5 protein-coding genes are annotated in these 4,830 nt (G+C 69.4%); all 5 read left to right on the top strand.

From position 1 onward, the window contains the following. The coding region (locus AC1D15_RS18320) for an acetyl-CoA carboxylase carboxyltransferase subunit beta (protein WP_477827105.1) at positions 1–560 on the top strand (560 nt) is incomplete at its 5' end. Between the two features lie 59 nt (positions 561–619). Then, complete coding sequence (gene folC / locus AC1D15_RS18315; protein WP_477827104.1) at positions 620–1,921, top strand: bifunctional tetrahydrofolate synthase/dihydrofolate synthase; 1,302 nt, start codon at positions 620–622, stop codon at positions 1,919–1,921. A 32-nt stretch (positions 1,922–1,953) separates the two neighbouring features. Continuing rightward, on the top strand, positions 1,954–2,781 hold the full coding sequence (locus AC1D15_RS18310) for an SPOR domain-containing protein (RefSeq protein WP_477827103.1): 828 nt from the start codon (positions 1,954–1,956) through the stop codon (positions 2,779–2,781). 9 nt (positions 2,782–2,790) lie between these two features. Then, a complete protein-coding gene (locus AC1D15_RS18305; protein WP_047511278.1) occupies positions 2,791–3,279 on the top strand; it encodes a CvpA family protein in 489 nt (162 codons plus the stop codon). A 32-nt stretch (positions 3,280–3,311) separates the two neighbouring features. Next, the coding region (purF, locus tag AC1D15_RS18300; protein WP_477827102.1) for an amidophosphoribosyltransferase at positions 3,312–4,830 on the top strand (1,519 nt) is incomplete at its 3' end.

Below are 4,830 nucleotides of genomic sequence, written 5' to 3'. Positions count from 1 at the left end.
GCACCGGCGAGACCGATGCGCTGGTGGTGATGGGCGGTGCGGTGCTCAGCATCCCGCTGGTGGCCGCCTGCTTCGAGTTCGACTTCATGGGCGGCTCGATGGGCTCGGTGGTCGGCGAGCGCTTCGTGCGCGGCGTCGAGGCCGCGGTCGAGCAGAAGGTGCCGTTCGTCAGCTTCGCGGCCACCGGTGGCGCGCGCATGCAGGAAGGGCTGCTGAGCCTGATGCAGATGGCCAAGACCAATGCGGCGCTGACGCTGCTGGCCAAGGCGAAGCTGCCCTACATCAGCGTGCTGACCGACCCGACGATGGGCGGCGTCTCGGCGAGCTTCGCGTTCGTCGGCGACATCGTGTTCGCCGAGCCGAAGGCGCTGATCGGCTTCGCCGGCCCGCGCGTGATCGAGAACACCGTGCGCGAGAAGCTGCCCGAGGGTTTCCAGCGCGCCGAGTTCCTCGTCAAGACCGGCGCGATCGACGGCATCATCGACCGGCGCGAACTGCGCACGACGATCGCCCGCTCGCTCGCGATGCTGCAACGGCAAAGCGCCGACGCCGTGGCCTGAGCCGGCCCGGCTCCCTGCGCAAGGCGGCCTCGGCCGCCTTTCCTTCTTCTGAGACCGTCATGCCCACACCGACCACCCTCGCCGAATGGCTCGCCCACTGCGAGCAGCTGCACCCCAAGGACATCGACATGGGGCTGGAGCGCAGCCTGCTGCTGAAGCAGCGCCTGGGCATCGCCTTCCAGGTGCCGGTGATCACGGTGGCGGGCACCAACGGCAAGGGCTCGACCTGCGCGATGCTCGAATCCATCGGGCTGCAGGCCGGCTACCGCGTCGGGCTCTACATCAAGCCGCATTTCGTGCACTTCGAGGAGCGCTGCCGCGTGAACGGCCGCAGCGTCGACGCGGCCGAGCTGATCCCGCACTTCGAGGCGGTCGAGGAGGCGCGCGCCGGCATGCCGCTGACCTACTTCGAGTTCACGACGATGGCGATCCTGCGGCTGCTCGCGAGCGCGCCGCTCGACATGGTGATCCTCGAGGTCGGGCTCGGCGGCCGGCTCGACACCATCAATGCGATCGATGCCGATTGCGCGGTGATCACCAGCATCGACATCGACCACACCGCCTACCTCGGCACCGATCGCGAATCGATCGGCCGCGAGAAGGCCGGCATCATGCGTGCCGGCAAGCCGGTGGTGGTGGGCGACCCGATGGTGCCGGCCAGCATCGTCGCGCATGCGGCCGAGGTGGGCGCCGAGCTGCGGCTGCTCGGCCGCGATTTCAACTACGCCGGCGACAAGCAGCAGTGGGGCTGGGGCGGGCGCGACAAGCGCTTCAGCGGGCTCGCCTACCCGGCGCTGCGCGGCGCCAACCAGCTGCTGAACGCATCGGCCGCGCTGGCCGCCTTCGAGGCCTTGCGCGATCGGCTGCCGATCACCGCACAGGCGGTGCGCAACGGCTTCGCATCGGTCGAGCTGACCGGCCGCTTCCAGATCGTGCCGGGCCAGCCGACGCTGGTGCTGGACGTCGCGCACAACCCGCACGCGGTCGGCGCGCTGGCCGAGAACCTCGACCAGATGGGCTTCTTCCCGCGCACCCACGTGGTGTTCGGCGCGATGGCCGACAAGGACCTCGAAGCGATCCTGCGCCGCATGGCGCCGCTGGTCGATGCGTGGCATTTCACCGACCTGCCGATCGCGCGCGCGGCCGGCGCCGCCGAGCTGCAGCAGCTGCACGAACGCCTGGCGCTGAAAGGCCCGGGCCCGGTCGCTACATTCCGTCACGCGAGCCCGGACGACGCACTGCGTGCGGCCATCGAGGCGGCGGACCCCGCTGATAGAATCGTGGTCTTCGGCTCGTTCTTCACCGTGGGCGGCGTGCTGAAGGACGGCGTCCCCCGTCTTTCTGCCAAGCACTTGAGCTGATCGCTCTCTTGCTCACCTGGAATCAGCTCTTCATGGGTCTGCTGTCCTTCCTGAAGCGCACGCCGGGCAACACGCCCAACAGCGCAACGCCCGCCAAATCCAAGGCGAAGGCGCCCCCGGTGGCCGAATCCCCCGACTCCGTCGCACAGGCCCGCACGCGCGCGCGCCAGCGGCTCATCGGCGCCGCCGTGCTGGTGATCGCCGGCGTGATCGGCTTCCCGCTGTTGTTCGAGACCCAGCCGCGTCCGTTGCCGGTGGACACGCCGGTCGAGCTGCGGCGCGACACCCCGGCCGCGCCCGCCACGACGCCGGCCCCGGCCGCCACCAACGCACGGGCGGCCGATGCGAAACCGGCACCGCTGCCGCCGAGCGTGATCACCGAGAACGTGGCCGATGCAGGCCGCGAGCCGTCGGCCTCGGCGCCGGCCGCTGCGGTCCCGCCACCGGCCGTGGCGGCGGTCACGCCGAAGCCGGCGCCCGTGCCGGCCCCCGCACCGGTCGAACGCAAGCCTGCCGAAAAACCCGCTGAAAAGCCGGCCGACAAGCCTGCCGACAAGCCCGCTGCCAAGCCCAACGACAGCGCCCGCGCGCAGGCCCTGCTCGACGGCAAGCCCGCCACGCCCGAGGCGGCCGGCCGCTTCGTCGTGCAGGTCGGTGCGTTCGCCGAGGTCAACGCCGCCCGCGAGGCCCGCCACAAGGTCGAGAAGCTCGGCCTGAAGACCTACACGCAGGTCGTCGAGACCTCGGCGGGCAACCGCATCCGCGTGCGGGTCGGCCCGTTCGCATCGCGCGACGAGGCCGACAAGGCTGCCGCGAAGATCAAGACCGCCGGCCTGCCGTCGGCCATCCTGACGCTGTGACGGCGCACGATGGGCTGGGTCGATGGGGTCTTTCTCGGCATCCTGGGTCTCTCCGTCCTGGTGGGGCTCGTGCGCGGCCTGGTGTTCGAGCTGCTGTCGCTGGTCGGCTGGTTTGCGGCCTGGTTCGCCGCGCAGTGGCTGACGCCGATGGTCGCGCCGCACATCCCGGTCGGCCGCATCGGCTCCGGCATCAACCATGCGGCGGCATTCGCGCTCACCTTCGTCGCGGCGCTGATCGTCTGGGGCATCCTGGCGCGGCTGCTGCGCTTCCTGATCCACGTGACGCCGCTGAGCCTCATCGACCGCCTGCTGGGTGGCTTCTTCGGCCTGCTGCGCGGCGTGGTCGTGCTGCTGGCCATCGGGCTGGTGGTCGGCATGACGCCGATGGTGACTTCACCGGCCTGGACAAGCTCGGTGGGCGCGCCGTGGCTCAATGCCACCCTGGCGGCCTTGAAGCCCGTGCTTCCGCCTCAACTCTCTTCCCACCTGCCCGCATGACGCGGGCCGGTTGAACAAGCAAGGACTCTCCCATGTGCGGCATCGTTGGCGTGATCTCGAAAACGCCGGTCAACCAGCTGATCTACGACGCGCTGCTGCTGCTGCAGCACCGCGGCCAGGATGCCGCCGGCATCGTCACGATGCAGGGCACCAAGTGCTTCATGCACAAGGCGCGCGGCATGGTGCGCGACGTGTTCCGCACCCGCAACATGCGCGGCCTGCCCGGCACCGTGGGCCTGGGCCAGACGCGCTACCCGACGGCCGGCAACGCCTACAACGAGGAAGAGGCGCAGCCGTTCTACGTCAACGCACCGTTCGGCATCGTGCTGGTGCACAACGGCAACCTGACCAACGCGCATTCGCTGAAGCAGGAGCTGTTCGACATCGACCGCCGCCACATCAACACCGAGAGCGACACCGAGGTGCTGATCAACATCCTCGCGCACGAGCTCGAGATGGCCGCGCGCGACCTGCCGCTGACCACCGAGGAGATCTTCAAGGCGGTCGGCGCGGTGCACAAGCGCATCAAGTGCTCGTACGCGGTGGTCGCGCTGATCGCCGGCTACGGGCTGYTGGCCTTCCGCGACCCGTACGGGATCCGCCCGCTGTGCTTCGGCGAGGCGATGACGCCGGACGGCCCCGAGGTGATGGTGGCCAGCGAATCGGTGGCGCTCGAAGGCACCGGCCACAAGCTGGTGCGCGACGTGGCGCCGGGCGAGGCCGTCTTCATCGACCTGGACGGCAAGCTCCACACCCAGCAGTGCGCCGAGAACCCGACGCTGAACCCGTGCATGTTCGAGTTCGTGTACCTCGCACGGCCCGATTCGGTGATGGACGGCGTGTCGGTCTACCAGGCGCGGCTGAACATGGGCGAGACGCTCGCGCAGCGCCTGATCTCGACGATGCCGCCGAACGAGATCGACGTGGTGATCCCGATCCCCGAGTCGAGCCGGCCATCGGCGATGCAGCTGGCGCAGAAGATCGGCAAGCCGTACCGCGAAGGCTTCGTGAAGAACCGCTACGTCGGCCGCACCTTCATCATGCCGGGGCAGGGCGTGCGCAAGAAATCGGTGCGCCAGAAGCTGAACGCGATCGCGGTCGAGTTCAAGGGCCGCAATGTGCTGCTGGTGGACGATTCCATCGTGCGCGGCACCACCTCGAAGGAGATTGTGCAGATGGCACGCGAGGCCGGCGCGCGCAAGGTCTACATGGCCTCGGCCGCGCCGCCGGTGCGCTTCCCGAATGTCTACGGCATCGACATGCCGACCAGCGAAGAGCTGATCGCGCACAACCGCAGCATCGAGGAGATCCGCCAGTTCATCGGCGCCGATGCGCTGATCTACCAGGACGTGGCCGCGATGAAGAAGGTGGTGGGCGCGCTGAACCCGAGGCTGAACGGCTTCGAGGCCTCGTGCTTCGACGGCTATTACGTGACGGGCGACGTGTCGGCCGCCGATTTCGACGCGATCGCGACGCAGCGCAAGTCGCAGGGCGGCGACGAGGAAGAGGGCGCCGACCGCTCGCGCCTCGCACTGCAGAGCGCGTCGACGG

This window comes from Rhizobacter sp. P2_H2, assembly GCF_056403375.1.
The sequence above is the reverse complement of the archived record's forward strand: the minus strand, read 5'-3'. Positions and strand labels throughout refer to the sequence as shown.